This is a genomic window from Sulfurimonas hongkongensis (assembly GCF_000445475.1).
Classification (GTDB): Bacteria; Campylobacterota; Campylobacteria; order Campylobacterales; family Sulfurimonadaceae; genus Sulfurimonas; species Sulfurimonas hongkongensis.
This window is the reverse complement of the sequence record NZ_AUPZ01000013.1, coordinates 95,881-114,533: the sequence shown is the minus strand read 5'-3', so window position 1 is coordinate 114,533 and position 18,653 is coordinate 95,881. Positions and strand designations below refer to the sequence as shown.

The following is an 18,653-nucleotide window of genomic DNA, read 5'->3' as shown; positions in this document are numbered from 1 at the left end:
GGATAGGCAATGGCGTTCGATAACGAATCATTCGAAGAAGAAGAAAATTTTGCAGAGATGTTTGCTGCAAGTGAGAAACAACAAGAAACTAGTCGCATCGTAGAGGGTGAGATAGTTGAGGTTCAAGAAGATGAGAACAGAGCATTAGTAGGTGTTGGCGATAAATTAGAGGGTATTATAAACCTTGATGAGATTCGCTCAAAAGATGGCAGTTTGATGTTTAATACTGGCGATAAGATAAAAGTAATGGTTATGGGATACTACAATGAGCGTCCTAAAATCTCTTACAAAAAAGTATTAGAGCTACAAAAAACCATTGACTTTATTGATGCACACAAAGAAGACTTTGAAGATTTAGTTATTGAGGGTGTCATTACTAAGAAAAATCGTGGTGGATATGTAGTAGAAGCTGATGATGTTTCTTTCTTTATGCCCCGCTCACTCGCTGCTTTTAAAGAGAGTGATGATGTAGTTGGTCGTAAAATAAAAGCTCAAGTAATAAAAGTAGATGCAGAAGAAAATTCTATAGTAGTATCTCGTCGTAAATTGTTTAACGAAGAGAGAAAAAAGAAAAAAGAGATCATTGACAAACTAATGCAAGACGATATTATCGTTGAGGGAAATATCAAAAAAATCACTAGCTATGGAATGTTTGTAGATGTTGGTGGTGTTGATGGGCTAGTTCACTACAATGAAATCAGCTATAAAGGTCCAGTTAATCCTTCAAAACTTTACAATGAGGGTGATACAGTAACTGTAAAAGCTATCTCTTATGATAAAGACAAAAGACATCTTTCTCTATCTATCAAAGCTGTTCAACCGGATCCATGGGCAGAAGTTGAGAGTGAGCTAGATGAAGGTGATACTATCACTGTAACTGTTTCAAATATTGAAGCTTATGGTGTTTTTGTGGATTTAGGAAATGATATAGAAGGTTTTCTACATATCTCGGAAATCACTTGGAACAAAAATGTTAAAAACCCAAATGATTATTTAAGTGTTGGACAAGAGATAGATGTTGAAGTTATTGAGATTAATCCTAAGACTCATAAACTTAGAGTTTCACTTAAGAGACTTCTTCCAAAACCATTTGACGAATTTGTCAAAAACTTTAGAGAGGGCGACGTTGTAACTGGAGAGGTTACATCTCTAACTGATTTTGGTGCGTTTGTTCGTGTTGGTTCAGTAGAAGGGCTTTTGCATAACCAAGATATCTCATGGGATAAAAACACTAAGTGTAGGGATGTCTTAAAAGTTGGTGAAGAAGTTGAAGTAAAGATTGCTAAAATCAATGAAGAAGATCAAAAAATATCACTAAACCGTAAAACTTTACTAGAGAGTCCTATTGATAAATTTGCAACTAACCACAAAGTAAACACTGCTATCAAAGGAACTATCCGTGATATCAAAGATTTTGGTGTTTTTGTGTCACTTGAAGATGGTGTTGATGCACTTATTCGTGATGAAGATTTGGCTCCACTAGTAAAAGAAGAGTTAGAGGTAGGTCAAGAGATTGAGGCTGCAATCGCAGTAATAGATACAAAAAGAGACCGTATCCGTCTATCTGTTAAAAAACTAGACTACATTAAAAATCAAGAACTTTTAGATGAGATTAATGATACGGCGTCAAACTCTCTAGGAGATCTTATAAAAGACAAATTCAAATAAGATGCAAAAAATATTAAAATGGTTCACTCCAGTCTTAGCACTAGGAGTTGCCATTTTTATCATCTTTTTTCTTATCTCTATAAATCCTTCATACGAGCAAGACTATGGGCAACCACTTACACATAAGAGTGAAGTCACGCAGAAAAAACCCCAAGATGTTTGGTTAAATCATTTTTCAAAAACCCAAACGCTAGGATATTTTTATCCTGTAAATGAAGTATTTATAGAGCTAGACTTAGATGAGGAGATAGTTAGTGAAACTATCTATAAGCTCTCAGCTTCGCTCTTAGACCCATACCAACTCTTTTGTTTAAAAGAGGAGCTAAAGCAGCATAGCTTGAAATATTATCTTATGAGAGACAAAGATAGTGTAGAGTTGCTTATCTACTCTAAAGATGTAGAGAGACTAAACTCTTTGGTAAGGGTTTTAAAAAATTATCAAATATCAGCAAAAGTAGAGCTGTTTAAAGAGGATGTGTAAAATAATGAAAACTACATATAGGGAGGCACTAAATGCCTAGTCTTAAAAAATATACAATAGTAGTCTGTGACCATATTCATGAAGCTGGTCTAGAGATGCTTAAAAATGATGAGAATATTAACTTTATAATGGCGGCTGATGAGGATAAGGTAAAACTTCTTGATATTATATCTGATGCAGATGTAGCAATAACGAGAAGTTCTACAGATGTTGATGCCACTTTTATTGCAGCTGCAAAAAATATGAAAGCAATAGTGCGTGCTGGTGTTGGTGTTGATAATGTTGATATCGAGGGATGTTCAAAAGAGGGCATAATCGTTATGAATGTACCAACTGCAAATACTATAGCTGCAGTTGAGCTTACAATGACTCATATGCTCTCATGTATGAGGATGTTCCCATACTCACATGATCACCTTAAAAACCAAAGAATCTGGAAAAGAGAAAAATGGTACGGTTATGAGATGAAGGGTAAAAAACTAGGTGTTATTGGTTTTGGTAACATCGGTTCACGTGTAGCAAAGAGAGCTCAATCTTTTGAGATGGATATTATTGCTTATGACCCATATATTCGTCCATCAAAAGTGACTGATCTTGATATGACTTATACTAAAAATTTTGAAGATATTTTAGCTTGTGATATTATTACGATTCATACGCCTAAAAACAAAGAGACTCTAAACATGATAGATGAGCCAGAGATTGCGAAAATGAAAGATGGAGTAGTCTTAGTAAACTGTGCAAGAGGTGGGCTTTATAACGAAGAAGCATTATATAATAACCTAAAATCTAAAAAGATTCGTTTTGCAGGTATAGATGTTTTTAACAAAGAACCAGCAATAGATCATCCACTCCTAGAACTTGATAACATTATAGTCTCTCCACACTTAGGTGCAAACACTTATGAGTCTCAGTATAACATTGGAACTCAAGCGGCACAAAATGCAATAGAAGCAGCTAAAGGCATCTCATTTGCTCATGCTATGAACTTACCAATAGATGAGAGTAAGATCCCGCCTTTTGTAAAACCATTTCTTGAGATGGGACAAAAAATTGGTTTCTTGGCATCTCAAATAAACCAGTCTCAAATCGTAGCTATAAAAGTTAGCGGTCAAGGTGAGATAGCTAAGTATGTTGAGTCTCTCTCTACTTTTGTTGCAGTTGGCGCTATGAGTGAGAGTTCAAGTGATACTATAAACTATGTAAACGCTGAGTTTGTTGCAAAAGAAAAAGGTATCAAGATAGAATCAGAAGAGCTTAGCGACTCATCAGTCTTTAAGAGCCTTATAACAGTAAAACTTACTACATCCGAGGGAACTACAACTATAAGTGCTACTATCTTTGATGATGGCGTTAAGCGTATAGTTGCAATAGATGGTTTTGATATTGAAGTGGCACTAAAGGGCAATATGATTTTGTTTAAAAATAGTGATGTTCCTGGTGTTATTGGAAGTATAGGTTCTACTTTAGCTAAAAACAATGTTAATATTGCAGACTTCTCGCTTGCAAGAAATAAAGATGCAGAAGCGTTAGCAGTTATCTTAGTTGATGATGTAGTTGATGAAAAAACTCTGCAAGAACTATCAGAGCTTGATGCTTGTTTGAGTGTTAACTACGCGAGAATCTAGATAACAAATCATCAAAAGCGAAGTTAGTGTGAGATAACCCAGAAGTGAGGTTTTAACCTCGCAGACAAGGCTTGAGAGTCACTTCCTTCTTCAAAGCCCCAAAACACTTTAAAACTCACAGTGCGAAGCTAAAATTGCTTCCAAAAGCCATGATGACTTTAAAGCTCAATATCAATCATTAAAAGAGATAAGCTGAGTATATTTTAGGCGCATAGTCTTTACTATACTCTCTATCCTTTCATCGCTTATCTCATTCATAAAAGAAAACTCAATAGAATTTCTACTTTGCTCATCACTATAACCCATGGCTCGGATAACTCTTGATGGTTTTGCAAGTCCTAGTGAACATCCCTCTCCATTTGTTATAAAGATTTTGCAAAGTGCTAGAGTTCTTATAAACTCTCTAGCTTTTATATGTTTTAGTCCAAAATGCAAAGAGTATTCAAGTGTGGAAGTAGGAGAAACAAAAAAGTAAATATCCTCTTTAAAACTCTTCTTTAACTCTTTTAAAAACTTAGCTTTTAACTCAAAATTAAAGCTTTGCATCTTTAGCCCATCAAAGCAGAGTTTTAGTGCAATAGTATCCATAAAGCCTATACTTGTTAGCTCAAATATCTCATCACCAAAAAGTAAAACTCCGCTAAGAGCAAAGCCTGTTAATTTGTAAGAGTCAAAATAAATAGCATCGCTATTCTCATCAAAGTGAGCAGATGCATTAGAAATTATCTTTGCATCTGTTATTTTTTTTATCCCTTTTATATCTGTTTTGACAAAGGTATCCATCACATAAGATGAGATAAAAATAAACTCTGCATCTACTAGTTTAGATAAGTCTACACTTCCATCTCTATTTAACTCAAGCCATATAAGCTTAAAACCAAGCTTTTCATACAGTAAACCAGCTTCTACAACAGCTTCGCTCTCACCCCGACTAATTGCAATCTTTGCATCTAACTCAAGAAAAAGACCTAAAAAACCCATTTTTGAAAATGGGAATGTTTTTATCATCTTATGTTTGTACTTTGTTTGATAGTCTAAACAAAGTTTTTCATATTCTTGATTTTGCTCTAGTGCATTTAGAGAGAGTGAGTTTGATAGTTCTATGTTTATAAGTGGATTATATTGTAATTTGTTTAGATATAGCATTTTTAACCTCTATAAGTAGGTACTTCTTCTTAGCTAAAAGAAGCAGATGGAAGTACCTACGAAAATCTTTTTTATACTCCTATTCTAGCTGAATGAGTATATAGATTCATCTTATTTCCTCTTGCAAAGCCGACAAGTGTGATGCCATGTTCATTTGCTGCTTTTATACCTTGAAATGTAACAGCGGCTTTAGATATCACTATGGGAATCTTGTGCATAACACACTTTACCACCATCTCCATAGATAATCTTCCGCTTGCATATAAAACAGATCTTTGAATATCTTTTCTAGATAAGCATGCAAGACCAACAACTTTATCAATAGCGTTGTGTCTTCCTATGTCCTCGGCTTCAAAAGAGCTACCATCTTCTAAAACAAGCCTTGCTTTGTGCACACAACCAGTGTTATCAAATAGCTCAGATGGCTTTGAAAAACTTCTCATTGTCTTTAGTGCATCTTCTGCACTAATAGTGTAGTCGGTGCTAATAAATGAGCATTTAAAAAGCTCCTCTGCATTTCCTGTTACACCGATACAACAGCCTGAGGTTAGAGTCTTTTCTTTAAAGAGATTATCATAACCCTCTTGTGAGACATCTGCATCTACATAAACACTTAGCCCATCATCACTAACTTTAAGACTCTTAACATCATCAAGACTCTTTATAACAGCTTCTGAGAGTAAAAAACCTACAATATGTGCATCTTGATATTTTGCGATGCACATAACTGATAGAAACTTTACTCCATTTAGAAAAAACTTGACTCTTTGCTCTTTTATAACATAATCTTCAAAGGTATCGACTCCATCTAAATCAAACCTCTCTATGACCACTCTTTTAGTGTGCTCACCTAAGTTAGGATGCAGTTGTAAAATCTCTGTGATTGTCATTAATTTAGTCATGCCAGACTACCTTTTTTCTTCAATATCCTCTAAAACATCTGGTGCTAACTGCTCAAGATGTTCTCGTGGATACTTTCCTGTGATTAAACCTTTAAGATTTCCTTTTACTGCGATCATTACCGAGTAAACAAAATCCATCAAGAAAAACATGATCAGTACGCTAGCTCCAAAATGGACATAGAGTAAATATCTCTTAAGTTGAATAAACTCACTGTGCGTAAAGGCATCAGGATCAATATACCAAATAACTATACCGCTAAAGAGTAGACTAGCCCCCATAATAACAAAGACTATAAAGATAACTCTTCTCATTGGCGAATAATTGCCTTTTAAAATCAACTTTTTTGTTAAAGAGTTATTAAAAAGAATCTTTGCATCTTTAAATGCGATAATGGTCATAGCAAACCATAAAGGAAGCCAGACAAGACCTAGCATCTCATGTGAGGCTCTTAGAAAAGCTACTAGATCTCCCCCACCTGAGCGCATACCCCAAGTTATGTTAAAACCTGTAATTATTAAAGCAGAAATTATGATAATATTTAACCAAATCACAGCTCTATGAAATAGAGAAAAAACTTCAACTTCATCACTAGGATTTGTAACTATTGCAACTCTTCTTCCGTACTTTGCATACATAAAACAAAAGATTGCAATCTCAGCTACAAAAACCCACCATATAAACTCTTGTCTCTCATTACTAGCACGAATAATCTCCGGGGCAATAGAGTTGTAACTAGGACCAAAAGCTGCATTTACCATAGCTTGATAGTTTGAAGTAGGCTCAGAGAGAACTCCGCTAGTATCTCCGGTTAAAATAACATGGAGGGGATACTTTAAAAAGTATTCCCAATCCATAATCATCATAAATCCGACAAATATAAAACCAAGTAGACCTAGACCTAAAAGGGTAAGTATATATGCTTTGTTTCTAGTAAAAAATGTACTACTTTGCATAATATACTCCTACCAACCGTAAGACTGTGTTGATATGCCTTTTCCATGAGCTACAGATCTATATGTTTTAATGGCCGCTACTTCGTTTGAATCACCAACTAACAAGGCCTTAGTTGAACACATAGATGCACACATTGGGACTTTGCCCTCTGCAATTCTGTTTTGTCCATATTTTGCAAACTCTGCAGGTGAGTTAGTCTCCTCTGGTCCACCTGCACACATTGTACATTTGTCCATCTTACCTTTTGTACCAAAAGCTCCATCTTGAGGAAACTGCGGTGCACCAAAAGGACAAGCAAATAGACAATATCCACAACCTATACACTTATCTTTATCGTGAAGGACTATGCCGTCCACCCTTATATAAAAACAATCAACTGGACATACTTGCTGACATGGCGCATCACTACAATGCATACATGCCATAGAGATAGACATCTCTTTACCTACAATACCCTCGTTGATAGTTACAACTTTTCTTCTATTTACTCCAACTGGAACCTCGTGAGCCTCTTTACAAGCTACAACACAACCATTACAGTCAATACAAAGATTCTCATCGCAGTAAAATTTCATTCTCGCATATTCTGGCTTACTCATTTTACTTCTCCTATGCTCTCTCAATTCTTACCAAAGAACACTTAGTCTCTGGACAAGAAGTCTGTTGATCGTAACCGTAACTTGTAACTTGGTTAGAGTTCTCACCAAAACTATGAGGAGCAGTTCCTGCTGGATATCTACTCTCTAAGCTCTCGCCACTCCAAACTCCAGAGAAGTTTTGAGGTAAAAAGACAGAACTCTTGTCTACTCTATAAGAGTATCTACACTTAATTTTAATCTTACCCTCTCCAGTACCATAGACCCACATCATTTCGCCATCTTTGAGACCTAGTTTTGCAGCTAGTTCTGGATGGAGTTCACCATACATCTCTCCTGAGAGTTCAGATAGATACTTAGATGCTCTTGTCTCAGTTCCTGTTCCCATATGCTCAACTACTCTTCCTGAGACTATATTTATAGGATGTTCTGCAACCCAGTTTTTAGCAGTTTGTTCACTTGCATAACGAACATTTGTTCTGTAGTGATTCTCTATATCTGCTACTGCTGGATATCTTTTAATCAAATCATGTCTAAATGAGTGCAGAGGCTCTCTATGTTTTGGAATCTCATCTCTAAAGCCCCAAACAATAGTTCTAGCTCTTGCATTTCCATAAGGAGCAAGTCCAGCTGCAAGAGCATTTCTAACGAGTATACCACTATCATCAGTCTTCCAGTTTTTACCCTCAACGAGTTTCTTCTCTTCATCTGTTAGCTTGATACCACTCAGTTCTTCTATGTTTTTAGAAGTAATCTCATCATATCCACCTTTAATGCGTGAACCAACAGGTGCCACGCCTTGAGCTGCTAGTAGAGATACACCATTACGCTCAGTGCCAAATCTAGTTCTAAAACCCATTCCACCTTGACTAACTGGCAGATTTACATTGTATAAAACAGGGCTTCCTGGATGTTCCTGCGTCCAACAAGGCCATGGCAATCCATAATACTCTTTAGATACTGGACCTCTTCCTTTGAGTGAAGTTGTATCAAAGAGATGCCAATTAAGAGTATGCTTTTTAACTCTTGCAGCTGTTCTGCCTTGAAAACCAACAGTTTTTAAGATTCTAGCTATCTCATCTGTTGCATCTTCTGGCCAAGTAAACTCTCTGCCTTTGCCCATACCAGCTGTATACTCATCATAAAAACCCATTCTTTTTGCAAAGTCAAACAGAATCTCTTCATCTGGTCTTGCTTCATAAAGAGGCTCTATAACCTTACTTCTCCACTGTGCAGTTCTTCCCGTGTTTACAACAGTTCCAGAACACTCAACCTGAGATGCTGCTGGTAGCATATAAAGATTGTTCTCTCTTGTCGTAATTACTGCAGCATCATTTACATATGGGTCTATAAAAACAACCAAGTCTAGCTTATCAAGTGCTGCTTTAACTTTGTCTGTTTGAGTAATAGTTGAAATTCCATTTCCTATACATACTAGTGCTTTAATAGGAGTGTCAGCGTTGTTTTTAGCATTTGCTTCATCTAAAACACCGTGAATCCAGAGACTCAGACTAAAGCCTTTTGATTCCATCATCTTTTGAGACTTAAAGCGGCCTTTTAACCAGTCATAGTCCACTTTCCATTGAGATGCAAAGTACTTCCATGAACCCTCAGCAAGCCCATAATATCCCGGAAGAGTATCAGAGAGGCAACCCATATCTGTAGATCCTTGAACATTGTCATGACCTCTTAGGATATTAGTTCCACCACCTGGTTTACCCATGTTTCCAAGTACGAGTTGTAGGATTGAACCTAGCCTTGTGTTTGATGAACCTACAGTATGTTGAGTCCATCCTTGGTTCCAAATAAGACAACCTGGATCTGCTGTTGCAAAGGCAGTTGTAGCTTGGATAAGAATCTCTTTTGGACATCCTGTTACATCTTCTACGTGCTCTGGAGTGTATTCTTCACACTCTTTAAAAATCTCATCCATTCCATAGACTCTTGAGTCTATAAAAGATTTGTCATACCATTTGTTATCACGGATGAGTCTTATCATTCCGTATAAAAATGCAATATCAGTACCTGTTCTTATGCGACAATATAGATCACTCTTTGCAGCAGTTTTTGTATATCTTGGATCGACTACAATAATCTTTGCACCATTTTGCTCTTTTGACTTGAGTATATGTTGCATCGCAATCGGATGATTAGACGCTGGATTTGCTCCAAAAATTATAATAGCTTTTGAGTTTTGCATATCACCTAGATGATTTGTCATAGCTCCATAACCCCATGTATTTGCCACACCGGCAACTGTTGGACTATGTCAAATTCTAGCTTGGTGATCTATGTTGTTTGTTCCAAACATAGCAGCGAACTTTCTTATATAGTAAGCTTGCTCGTTACTACATTTCGCAGAACCTAAAAACTGAACTGCATCTGCACCATATTTTTCTCTGATGCCAATGAGTTGGTCTGAAATCTGGCTCATAGCCTTATCCCAGTCAAGTCTTGTCCATTTGCCATTTACTTTAGCAGTTGGATATTTGAGTCTGTTTGTACCTCTAACTTTATCAATCATATCGGCACCTTTACAGCAGTGACCTCCATGACTAATAGGGTGATCGTGAGCTACTTCTTGACGAACCCATACATTGTTTTGAACTTCAGCTATAACTCCACAACCTACTGAACAGTGCGTACAAATGGTCTTAATGAGTTTTGAGCCAGGATATGGATTTCTAATCTCATCCTTGGTTGCACCTCTTAAGACGCTATTGCTAGCAAATGCAGAAGTTGCTGTTGTAGCCGTTGCAAGTGAAGCCATTTTTAAAAAACTTCTTCTTCCAAAGCTTTTAAGCATTTTCATTTTATTCTTCCTTCTATTATTTATATATTAAAACGAACAAGTCCGTTTTAATAGGAGGGACTAAAGTCCCTTCCAACCCCCTAAAGCTACGAAAAGTAAACTTTTCGAGAGTTGTATTGTCAAAACGAACAAGTCCGTTTTAATAGGAGGGACTAAAGTCCCTTTCAACCCCCTAAAGCTACGAAAAGTAAACTTTTCGAGAGTTGTATTGTCAAAACGAACAAGTCCGTTTTTATTATTTAGCTGAGTTGTAAAACTCTTCCCAGGCTTGAGTTTTTGTGTACAAAATCTCTTTTTTATTTGAGTTTCCAGTTACAACACCATTTCCCATGTTGTCGCTTTCTCCTCTGTGCTTATCCTCTGTCGTAGCAGCTACTGCGACTACTGAAGTAGCAAGAACTGAAGCGGCAATCCCAGCACGTTTTAGAAAGTCTCTTCTCTTTAATATCTCATCAGACATATTCACTCCTCTTCTTATTTGTGGTTAAAAGCCACCCTAAAAGTTTGTATAAACTCTTAGGGTGACTCTTAACTCCTCCTCTTTTAAGCCGCTTTGATTTTTGCTATATCTAAATAAGATCTCTCAAAGTTGCAAAAGTTACCCAAAATTGCTCCAACATAGGAGTAAATCTTTGTATCACTAGACATCATTTTATAAGCTATCTCATCGCAAAATGGATTTATAACCGCTTCAAAAAGCTCTTTTTGCAGAGCTGCATCTAGCTCGCCTTTTATCTCTTGCTCTACTAGGTAGGCTGCTAAAGTAAAGATAAAACCAAAGTGATCTTCAGGAGCACTAAAATGAGCCTCATCTTTTCTAATCTTAGTCTTAGCTAAGATATCTCTTACCTTTAAAAGCATAGCTCCACCCTCTCTTTGCTCATAATAGTACGAGGCACTAAGAGAGATAAAAGATGAAAAAGGTACTAAAAACAGTTCTTGATACTCAACATAAAACTCATCATCAGAACCACTCTCTAAGTTTTGTAGGATTGACGCAGCAGCTTCGATCACATCATCATCAAAAGAGTTGATGGAGAGAAGTTTTAGGTTCTCTTTGATTTCTGGCAGTTCATTTTTTACATGATTTTCCACAAGTAAAAGAGATAGTAAGTTGTATATAAAAAGTCTTGCTCTATCTATTTCTTGATTACGCATTTAGTAGTCCTTCTTTTATCATTAGTTTTGGTTTGCAGTTCTCACAGCAGTAAAGTGTTCTCTGTTTTACTGGACTAAACGAGGCAAAGATAGGTCCCATCATCGCAGCAATTTTCTCAACTGACTTTGTAGTCGCAAACTCTACCCCACACTCAACACAAGCAAAAAGAGTATCTTTAGCAAGTGTTGTCTCTTTAAACCAAGATGGTTTTAACTCTATAATGTCACTCTCAAGTGTGAGACAATCTTTCTCAGGACATGATGGCTCGCAATATCCACAAGACGTACAGATAGAAGCGTTTAGTTTTAACTCATAAGTCTTTGGGTCTGCTACAAGTGCATCTACATTACAAGCTCCAACACAAGCTAAACAGAGTGTACATTTGTCTTGATCAACCTTTACAGTGGCGTAGTGGACATGCTCGCCAGTAGTTACTACTCCCAAATCTTCTTCGCCTATCATATGTGAGAGCCTGAGAGAAAAAACCTCTCGTTTTCTAGAGCCTATCTCATTGTATGAATATCTTGAGTTTTCTATAAACTCAGCTCTATCCATCGCATCTTGGAGTTCTTCTTTGTTTGAAGCTACTAAGATTGCATCTTTGTTGTACTTTTTTTGATAGATTTGATTTAGTATGGAGATGGAGTCTTTTACGCCCTTAGATAAAAAGTCTGAGTAAAAGATTACTTGAGAACCAGACTCTTGAAGTAGAGTCAGAAAAGTTGACTCATGCAGGAACTTCTCGCCCTCTATCTTAAGAGGTAAGATACTCTCTTTTAAAGAGACTTCTAAACCTTTAAGACTCATGATTTGTGGGATAACTAAAGGAGTGTGTGCACGAAAAAGTTTAGCCATCTCATAAATGCTCTCTCTCGTAGTTGGCGCATAGTCTAGTGCACCAGAAGGACATACCGAGATACAACCGCCACAGCCATGACAATCTATTTGTGAAAACTTTAGATGTTTACTTTCATCGATTTTGATGATGGCAACAGTTGGACAAACCTCTTCACACTTTGTGCAAACTTCTTCTCGTCTTTCGTGATATTGGCAAATATTTTGATCATAAATAGTAAACTTTTTATAGTCATAGTTTGTAAGATTTTCTCTGAGTGTGGCAAGTGTTGCATCTATAGAACTCTCTTGTGGGTCAAAGACTCCGCTTCTCTCTTTCTTTTTTTTGTCACGACCAAACCAAACTATTTGAGAGACTTTAAGCGTAGCATCTTTAAATGAGTCATTTACAACAGCACTGAGAGCCCCAATATGCCCATCAATAGACTTGATGGCATCTGGTAGGACATGAAAAAGATTAAACTCATCTGGAACCATAGCCTTTAAAAAACTCTCTCTTTGCTCTTTTGTTGCAATGAGTAAAACTTCTTTAGATACATCTTGGCTGAAGCTTGCATCTTGCGCCATATCAAAGCGAATGGCGTTTATTTCGTATAGTTTCTCAACATTTTTAATCTTTTTTGCTATAGGATCTTGGGAGTTTGAGATGTAAAAGTCTATCTCATCGGCTATGACTTCTCCATGGATTTCCTCAGAGTTTGAGACTATAAAATTACTCTTTTGTTCTTTGTCATGAGTCGAAGTTACGAGAATGTTCTCAGGAAGTGGAAAATCAAGCCCTCTATCACTATAGTAGATAAACTCTTGCATCTATAACTCCTTTTTTGGTAAAAAAAATATTACCAAAGTTTAACTGCATAAAACTTTCATAATACTTAAATAGTAAAATATATTTTACTTATATCTGAGACGTTAAAAATCGATTCATTTATGATATAATCATCATAAAAAAGGCTTATGAGTGATAAAGTATTTTCTAGCTTTATTTGGTGTTTTGATTTTTTTATATTTTTCACTAAGAGATGAGAAATTTGAGCAAGAGAACTTAAAACTTGGCATCTCTGTTCCTAGTACAGGGATTATGAAAGCGTGGGGCAGTGCAGTTTATAGTGGAGCAGATGCTTATTTTTCTCATGTAAATGATAACAATCTTCTAAAAAATAAAAAAATATCTCTTGTTGTTTATGATGATAAATATGAGCCAGAGCTAACCATTGAAAATATAAAAAAGCTTATAGATGAAAAAATATTTGTCTTTTTTGGTTTTGTTGGAACTCCAACGGTTAAAAAAATCTTACCTATACTTCAGGAAGAAAAGATTCCTCTTATTGCTCCATTTAGTGGAGCTGAGTTTTTAAGAGAGAAAAGAAATAAACACTTTGTAAACTTTAGAAGCTCTTACGCCCAAGAGATAGACGCTATAGTGAAGTATCTTTATGAAAAAAAAGGTGTAAAAAGATTTGCAGTTTTTTATCAAAATGATGATTATGGTGAGGAGGGTTTTGTATCGCTCCTTGAGTCTTTGAATAAGAGGGGCTTAAAACTAGCAGGCGAGGGGACTTACAAAAGAAATACCCTCTCCATAAAACATGCACTCTATGAGATAAGGAGTGTTCAACCTGAGGCAATACTAATGGTTGGAGCCTATAGAGCCAATGCTCTTTTTATAAAAACTGCTAAGAAGGATGCGATATTTAAAGATACTTACTTTTGCAATATCTCTTTTGGAGATGCAGATGAGATGGTAAAAGAGCTGGATAAAAGCACTACAAACCTACTCTTTAGTGAAGTTGTACCAAACTACAAAAGCTCTAAGCTAAGTGTTGTTTTAGAGTATCAAAAGCTGATGCAAAAATATTATCCAAATCAAGCTCTTGGCTTTGTATCTCTAGAGTCATTTCTTGCTGCAAAAACAGTGGTGGTAGCTCTACAAAATATAGAAGGGGTTATAACAAGAGAGAAGTTTTTAAAAGAGATAAAAGATCTTAAAAGTGATTCTTTAGGCGGTTTAGAGATTGACTTTAAAAACACGCAACTCCACAACAAAGTCTATCTTTACGAGTACAAAGACTCAAGCTTTATAGAAGTAAACAATGAAGATTAAAAAATTATTCTCATCAATAGAGAAAACTTCATTTTCATACAAAACATCTATCTTGATGTTTGTTATCATTGGCGGAATGATGTCCATCATAGCTCTCTCACAAATCTCCATCTATACTATAAAAAATGATTTTGATGTTTTGTTTGAAAAAAGAACAAAGCCTATCTTAAAACTTGAAGCTATAAAAGATGCCTATCTCATAAATATTCAAGAGACTATACGTGATGTTTATAACAAAAATATAGATCTGAAATACTCCTATGATGTTATAACTTTAGGCGAACAAATCATTAGAGATAACTGGGCAAAGTACTTAGAGGTAAGATTTTCAGATGAGTATGAGGCTTCTTTTATTACAAAGGCTATAAAAAAGCTCTTTAGTATCGGAAACCAAAACCAAAATAAAGTTTTACAAAGAAGTATCATCTCAAATATAAATGAAAAAATCAAAAGAGTAGATAGTTTAGTTAGTGAGGTTTTAGTTGAGTTAAAAGGCTCACAAAGCCAAAAGATAGAGACTCTTATACAAAAAGTAAACTTTGAAGTAGATGCGATCTCCATCTACCTTACAAACCTAACGAACTATGACCTAAATATGGCCATCCGTGAAAAGGGTGACACTCAAAATATCTTTAATACTCTCTCGATGATACTAAACATCTTTATAGTTTTTGTCTTTGTTTTTTCAATGGTTCTCTCAATTATGATAATCATGCACTTTAGAAAGCTTCATTTTAGGCTTGAAGATGCGGTAAATGAAAAAACTAAAGAGCTACTAAAACTAAATGAATCTTTAGAGAAACGTATAACTTTTGAGGTGGCAAACTCAAGGAAAAAAGATCTTATAATGTTTCAACAAGCAAGACTTGCATCTCTTGGTGAAATGATAGCAAACATCGCCCATCAGTGGAGACAGCCACTATCCTCACTTATGATGATAGTGCAGGGCTTTGAGACAAAGATGGAGCTAGGAAAATTGACTCCAGAAGTCTTAAAACAAAAAGTTGAAGATGCAACTCTTTTAGGCGAAAACATGTCAAAAACACTTGAGGATTTTCAAAATTTCTTTAAACCTAGTAGAGCTAAAGAGCGGTTTTATATAAAAAAATGTATTGAGCACTCATTCCTTTTGTCTAGGTATATGTTAGAAAAAGAGAAGATAGAATTTGTCTTAAATATAAAAGCTGATGAAGAGATTTATGGTTTTTATAATGAGCTCTCTCATGTCTTTTTAAACATCATCTCAAACGCGATAGATGCACTAAAGGACAAAGAGTATAGAAGGCTCATAGAAGTAGTGGTTAAAAAGTCAAAAAATAACATAAGAGTAAATATAGTAGATAATGGTGGTGGCATAGATGAAGAGGTTCTACAACACATCTTTGAGCCTTACTATACTACAAAGTACAAAAGTAGCGGAACTGGCATCGGGCTATATATGTCCCAGCAGATTGTGCAAAAACATATGAACGGTAAAATCGAGTGTAAGAATGTTTACTATAAAATACAAGATGAAGAGTTTCAAAAGTGTACGCTCTTTAGCATAAGCATACCACTAAAGGATGAAAATGGTAACTAGAAATTTAAATATACTAAATAGATACAACATACTTTATTTAGAAGATGATGACTCACTTTTACATCAGACTAAAGATATGCTTGGAGATTTTGTAAACAATATCTTTGCCATAAAGACCTCAAAAGAGGCATTTGAAGTTATAAAGGGGCACAGAGTTGATGTGATAGTTTCAGATATTTTGCTAGAAAATGAAAATGGCATCGACTTTTTAAGAGAGTTAAAAGAGGTACATAATATCCACATACCGACGATTCTTACAACTGCTCATACAGATACAAAGTATCTACTAGACGCCATAAAACTAAAGGTAGAAAACTATATAGTAAAGCCCATAAATTTAAAAGAGTTACTAAATTCTCTGCATGATATAGTACTTCCACTTATGCAAGAAAAAGAGATACAAAAAAATTCAAATATCATCAGAACCATCTCAGCCATCACAGACTCAAAACAAGTTGATGTTATAAGGTTTATAGTAGAGAGTTTAGATGAAAAAGATCAACTCATAGCGTCATATGGGGACATCATGCAGGAGGTAAACATCTCAAAACCAACTCTTATAAAATTATTTAAAGATTTGGCAAGCAAAAAAATCCTAACAAAAATAGCCCACAAAACATATCAGTTCGACCAGAGAGCTTTGGAGTTTGTGTAGGTGTGACATTTATGCTATAGCTAAGAGATTATGAAAAATTTCTCTCGGAAGTGAATGCCATGAGTTAGCGTTCCTAGAAAAACGTCCCTAAAGATAGGGAAGTTTCTATTAAAAGAGACTTATAAAAACTCCTTGGGCAAGAGAGGGGGTTGAAGAGTTGTATCTTAAGATGGTAGAGTCAAAGTAATAATTTTTTAAAGGTGCATAAATGAAATATAGATACATCGGAAAAACAGGGCTTAGAGTTACGCCTATATGTTTAGGGACTATGGGATTTGGTAGTTGGAGTGATGAGCAAGAGTCATTTAAGATAATGGATAAAGCGTACGAGCGTGGTATAAACTTTTTTGATACTGCGGAACTTTACCCAGTTCCACCAGATGAGAAGTATATTGGAGCTACTGAGACTATTGTCGGTAAGTGGTTAAAGAGTAAACAAAGAGATAGCATCATCTTGGCATCTAAGATAGCTGGTGCTGCAAATGGTTGGTTTGTTCCTCCCGTTCGTCATGGTTTTACTGCCATAGATAAGTTTCATATCAAAAAAGCAGTTGAGGAGAGTCTCAAGAGACTTCAAACGGACTACATAGACCTTTACCAGATGCATTGGCCAGATACTATAGTTCCCATCGAAGAGTCACTCCTAGCTTTTGATGAGCTTGTAAAAGAGGGTAAGGTTAGATACTTAGGAACATCAAACGATAGTGCTTATGGACTAACAAAAGCAAATGAGACTTCAAAGAGACTTGGCATCTCAAGATTTGAGTCTATTCAAAACAACTTTTCTTTGAACAATCCACGATTTTTAGATGAGCTCTCTTTAGTTTGTAAAAAAGAGCAAATCTCACTTCTACCATATTCGCCTATAGCTGGTGGGGTTTTAAGTGGCAAGTATAATGGAGCATTTTACCCATCAGATGCAAGGTTTAGTGAGTATCTCAAAAGTAGTGACCTTAGAAAAAAAGCACAAGGCGCAAGGTTTGTAAATGAGAAAACTCTAGCGTCTACAGCTAAGTATATGGAGATAGCAAAGAGTTTAGATATAAGCCCAGTAACCCTAGCCGTAGCCTACTCAAAGCAGTTTGATTTTGTGGCATCTACCATCATAGGAGCAGTAAACGCAGAGCAACTAGATGACTCATTTGCAGCGATAGACTTAGAACTAAGTGATGAGGTAATGCAAAAGATAAAAATTATACAAGAAGAAATTATGTATCCGATGGGTTGATATCACTTTTTATTACATACTAAAAGTACAGTTGTATGCTAGGAATTTGCTAGTTTACATCTAAGTTAAATAAAACTTAAAGCTTGATTGGATACAATTCCGAACTTTTATAAAGATTCAAGGAATTGTACATGTACGCAATTATCAAAAACGGTGGTAAGCAGTATAAAGTTCAAGAGGGTGATATTTTACTATTTGATAAGATGTCTCTTGAGCCAAAAGCTACTATCGAGATTAATGAAGTTCTAGCTGTAAATGCAGGAGAACTTAAAATGGGAGCTCCATTTGTAGATGGTGCTATGGTTACTGCTGAAGTAATTAATGAAGGTCGTGATAAAAAAGTTATCACTTTTAAAAAGCGTCGTCGTAAAGACTCTAAAGTTAAAAGAGGTTTCAGAAGAGATTTCACTCGTGTTCGTATCACGAAAATAGCTGCATAGTTTAGTTGTTTTCTAAAGTTATTAAGCAACTAGTTGCTTGAGCCTTCTGCTGAAGAAAACTTAGCGCGCACAACGGAGTACCCTTGGGGTATTAGCGTAGCATAAGGGACTTTGTTCCTTATGCGTAATAAAATATATATAATGGTTCCTTGAATTTAGGAACTAAATTTAAGGAGATAAAATGGCACACAAAAAAGGTCAGGGTAGTACACAGAATAATCGTGACTCAGCCGGTAGAAGACTTGGCGTTAAAAAATATGGTGGAGAGGCTGTAGTAGCTGGAAACATCATTGTTCGCCAAAGAGGAACTAAAGTTCATCCTGGAAAAAATGTTGGTATGGGAAAAGATCATACTATATTTGCACTAGTTGATGGTGTTGTGACTTTTCATAGAAAAGACAAAAAGCGTCAACAAGTTTCAATAGTAACTGCTGCATAATTCCAC

The 18,653-nt window shown here is 35.8% G+C and carries 17 protein-coding genes; 9 read left to right on the top strand and 8 right to left on the bottom strand.

What is annotated here, in order from left to right; translation table 11 throughout:
* Positions 1 to 9 precede the first annotated feature (9 nt).
* The 3 genes from M947_RS20910 to serA are packed head-to-tail and all read left to right on the top strand — an operon-like array spanning position 10 to position 3,777.
* Entirely contained in the window at positions 10 to 1,668 is a 1,659-nt protein-coding gene (locus tag M947_RS20910) for a 30S ribosomal protein S1 (protein ID WP_021288101.1), read from the top strand.
* A 1-nt stretch (position 1,669) separates the two neighbouring features.
* Positions 1,670 to 2,149 carry a hypothetical protein gene (locus M947_RS20905; protein WP_021288100.1) on the top strand — a complete coding sequence of 160 codons (480 nt, stop codon included), beginning with the start codon at positions 1,670 to 1,672 and terminating at the stop codon, positions 2,147 to 2,149.
* A gap of 32 nt (positions 2,150 to 2,181) precedes the next feature.
* A complete protein-coding gene (gene serA, locus M947_RS20900) occupies positions 2,182 to 3,777 on the top strand; it encodes a phosphoglycerate dehydrogenase (protein ID WP_021288099.1) in 1,596 nt (531 codons plus the stop codon).
* A gap of 171 nt (positions 3,778 to 3,948) precedes the next feature.
* Here the strand turns inward: serA and M947_RS20895 are convergent, their stop codons facing one another.
* From M947_RS20895 to M947_RS20855, 8 genes are all read right to left on the bottom strand, one after another.
* Entirely contained in the window at positions 3,949 to 4,923 is a 975-nt protein-coding gene (locus M947_RS20895) for a hypothetical protein (protein ID WP_021288098.1), read from the bottom strand.
* 71 nt (positions 4,924 to 4,994) lie between these two features.
* The gene (gene fdhD / locus M947_RS20890) at positions 4,995 to 5,825 is read right to left on the bottom strand and encodes a formate dehydrogenase accessory sulfurtransferase FdhD (protein WP_021288097.1); all 831 of its coding nucleotides are present in this window, start codon (positions 5,823 to 5,825) and stop codon (positions 4,995 to 4,997) included.
* A gap of 6 nt (positions 5,826 to 5,831) precedes the next feature.
* Positions 5,832 to 6,779, bottom strand: a complete 948-nt coding sequence (locus M947_RS20885; RefSeq protein ID WP_021288096.1) for a cytochrome b/b6 domain-containing protein — start codon at positions 6,777 to 6,779, stop codon at positions 5,832 to 5,834.
* A gap of 9 nt (positions 6,780 to 6,788) precedes the next feature.
* Positions 6,789 to 7,379 carry a formate dehydrogenase FDH3 subunit beta gene (gene fdh3B, locus M947_RS20880; protein WP_021288095.1) on the bottom strand — a complete coding sequence of 197 codons (591 nt, stop codon included), beginning with the start codon at positions 7,377 to 7,379 and terminating at the stop codon, positions 6,789 to 6,791.
* A gap of 10 nt (positions 7,380 to 7,389) precedes the next feature.
* The gene (locus M947_RS20875; RefSeq protein WP_081666492.1) at positions 7,390 to 10,188 is read right to left on the bottom strand and encodes a molybdopterin-dependent oxidoreductase; all 2,799 of its coding nucleotides are present in this window, start codon (positions 10,186 to 10,188) and stop codon (positions 7,390 to 7,392) included.
* A gap of 235 nt (positions 10,189 to 10,423) precedes the next feature.
* Complete coding sequence (locus M947_RS20865; protein WP_021288092.1) at positions 10,424 to 10,648, bottom strand: twin-arginine translocation signal domain-containing protein; 225 nt, start codon at positions 10,646 to 10,648, stop codon at positions 10,424 to 10,426.
* 83 nt (positions 10,649 to 10,731) lie between these two features.
* The gene (locus M947_RS20860; RefSeq protein ID WP_021288091.1) at positions 10,732 to 11,346 is read right to left on the bottom strand and encodes a TorD/DmsD family molecular chaperone; all 615 of its coding nucleotides are present in this window, start codon (positions 11,344 to 11,346) and stop codon (positions 10,732 to 10,734) included.
* Positions 11,339 to 13,012, bottom strand: coding sequence for a 4Fe-4S binding protein (locus M947_RS20855; protein ID WP_021288090.1), 1,674 nt, complete (start codon positions 13,010 to 13,012; stop codon positions 11,339 to 11,341). The genes M947_RS20860 and M947_RS20855 overlap by 8 nt, the downstream gene beginning before the upstream one ends.
* 151 nt (positions 13,013 to 13,163) lie before the next feature.
* On the opposite strand from M947_RS20855, the gene M947_RS20850 reads away from it, so the two are divergent.
* From M947_RS20850 to rpmA, 6 genes are all read left to right on the top strand, one after another.
* Positions 13,164 to 14,306 carry an ABC transporter substrate-binding protein gene (locus M947_RS20850; protein ID WP_021288089.1) on the top strand — a complete coding sequence of 381 codons (1,143 nt, stop codon included), beginning with the start codon at positions 13,164 to 13,166 and terminating at the stop codon, positions 14,304 to 14,306.
* Positions 14,296 to 15,885 carry a sensor histidine kinase gene (locus M947_RS20845; protein ID WP_021288088.1) on the top strand — a complete coding sequence of 530 codons (1,590 nt, stop codon included), beginning with the start codon at positions 14,296 to 14,298 and terminating at the stop codon, positions 15,883 to 15,885. The genes M947_RS20850 and M947_RS20845 overlap by 11 nt, the downstream gene beginning before the upstream one ends.
* The gene (locus M947_RS20840) at positions 15,875 to 16,540 is read left to right on the top strand and encodes a response regulator (RefSeq protein WP_021288087.1); all 666 of its coding nucleotides are present in this window, start codon (positions 15,875 to 15,877) and stop codon (positions 16,538 to 16,540) included. The genes M947_RS20845 and M947_RS20840 overlap by 11 nt, the downstream gene beginning before the upstream one ends.
* Before the next feature lie 208 nt (positions 16,541 to 16,748).
* On the top strand, positions 16,749 to 17,768 hold the full coding sequence (locus tag M947_RS20835; protein ID WP_021288086.1) for an aldo/keto reductase: 1,020 nt from the start codon (positions 16,749 to 16,751) through the stop codon (positions 17,766 to 17,768).
* Positions 17,769 to 17,899: 131 nt separating this feature from the next.
* Positions 17,900 to 18,208: a 50S ribosomal protein L21 gene (rplU, locus tag M947_RS20830; protein WP_021288085.1), complete on the top strand. Its 309-nt coding sequence runs from the start codon at positions 17,900 to 17,902 to the stop codon at positions 18,206 to 18,208.
* 181 nt (positions 18,209 to 18,389) lie between these two features.
* Positions 18,390 to 18,647, top strand: coding sequence for a 50S ribosomal protein L27 (gene rpmA, locus M947_RS20825; protein WP_021288084.1), 258 nt, complete (start codon positions 18,390 to 18,392; stop codon positions 18,645 to 18,647).
* Positions 18,648 to 18,653 lie beyond the last annotated feature (6 nt).

What these genes read in the sequence shown, in the direction of transcription:
- M947_RS20910 (WP_021288101.1), top strand. Translation starts at nt 10, where the DNA reads ATGGCGTTCGATAACGAATCATTCGAAGAAGAAGAAAATTTTGCAGAG.
- M947_RS20905 (WP_021288100.1), top strand. Translation starts at nt 1,670, where the DNA reads ATGCAAAAAATATTAAAATGGTTCACTCCAGTCTTAGCACTAGGAGTT.
- serA (WP_021288099.1), top strand. Translation starts at nt 2,182, where the DNA reads ATGCCTAGTCTTAAAAAATATACAATAGTAGTCTGTGACCATATTCAT.
- M947_RS20895 (WP_021288098.1), bottom strand. Translation starts at nt 4,923, where the DNA reads ATGCTATATCTAAACAAATTACAATATAATCCACTTATAAACATAGAA.
- fdhD (WP_021288097.1), bottom strand. Translation starts at nt 5,825, where the DNA reads ATGACTAAATTAATGACAATCACAGAGATTTTACAACTGCATCCTAAC.
- M947_RS20885 (WP_021288096.1), bottom strand. Translation starts at nt 6,779, where the DNA reads ATGCAAAGTAGTACATTTTTTACTAGAAACAAAGCATATATACTTACC.
- fdh3B (WP_021288095.1), bottom strand. Translation starts at nt 7,379, where the DNA reads ATGAGTAAGCCAGAATATGCGAGAATGAAATTTTACTGCGATGAGAAT.
- M947_RS20865 (WP_021288092.1), bottom strand. Translation starts at nt 10,648, where the DNA reads ATGTCTGATGAGATATTAAAGAGAAGAGACTTTCTAAAACGTGCTGGG.
- M947_RS20860 (WP_021288091.1), bottom strand. Translation starts at nt 11,346, where the DNA reads ATGCGTAATCAAGAAATAGATAGAGCAAGACTTTTTATATACAACTTA.
- M947_RS20855 (WP_021288090.1), bottom strand. Translation starts at nt 13,012, where the DNA reads ATGCAAGAGTTTATCTACTATAGTGATAGAGGGCTTGATTTTCCACTT.
- M947_RS20845 (WP_021288088.1), top strand. Translation starts at nt 14,296, where the DNA reads ATGAAGATTAAAAAATTATTCTCATCAATAGAGAAAACTTCATTTTCA.
- M947_RS20840 (WP_021288087.1), top strand. Translation starts at nt 15,875, where the DNA reads ATGGTAACTAGAAATTTAAATATACTAAATAGATACAACATACTTTAT.
- M947_RS20835 (WP_021288086.1), top strand. Translation starts at nt 16,749, where the DNA reads ATGAAATATAGATACATCGGAAAAACAGGGCTTAGAGTTACGCCTATA.
- rplU (WP_021288085.1), top strand. Translation starts at nt 17,900, where the DNA reads ATGTACGCAATTATCAAAAACGGTGGTAAGCAGTATAAAGTTCAAGAG.
- rpmA (WP_021288084.1), top strand. Translation starts at nt 18,390, where the DNA reads ATGGCACACAAAAAAGGTCAGGGTAGTACACAGAATAATCGTGACTCA.